Below are 244 nucleotides of genomic sequence, written 5' to 3' on the forward strand. Positions count from 1 at the left end.
GGTATGAGGCGCTTAGTGGCCTTGCGAAATGGCATATTCGATACCTCTTCTTATCCAATATTGATCCCGTGGGTCGTCACCAAAAGGCTCACCGCCCCACCATGATCCAAAATCCGGACGAGTCGTTCTGGCGACGGTTTGAGCCACACCGGCGGCTCGCAGCAACACATTTTCGGGAATGCCCAGCACCGTGCCTGTGGCACCGTAATTGAAGTTACCAAAAGCTTCGTACTGACGCCCCTGC

The 244-nt window shown here is 54.9% G+C and carries 1 protein-coding gene; it reads right to left on the bottom strand.

What is annotated here, in order from left to right; all coding sequences use genetic code 11:
• Positions 1-12: 12 nt before the first annotated feature.
• The coding region (locus AAEZ05_RS29790; protein ID WP_350650240.1) for a polymorphic toxin type 44 domain-containing protein at positions 13-244 on the bottom strand (232 nt) is incomplete at its 5' end.

Source organism: Pseudomonas sp. HY13-MNA-CIBAN-0226, assembly GCF_040310305.1.
GTDB classification, from domain to species: domain Bacteria; phylum Pseudomonadota; class Gammaproteobacteria; order Pseudomonadales; family Pseudomonadaceae; genus Aquipseudomonas; species Aquipseudomonas gregormendelii.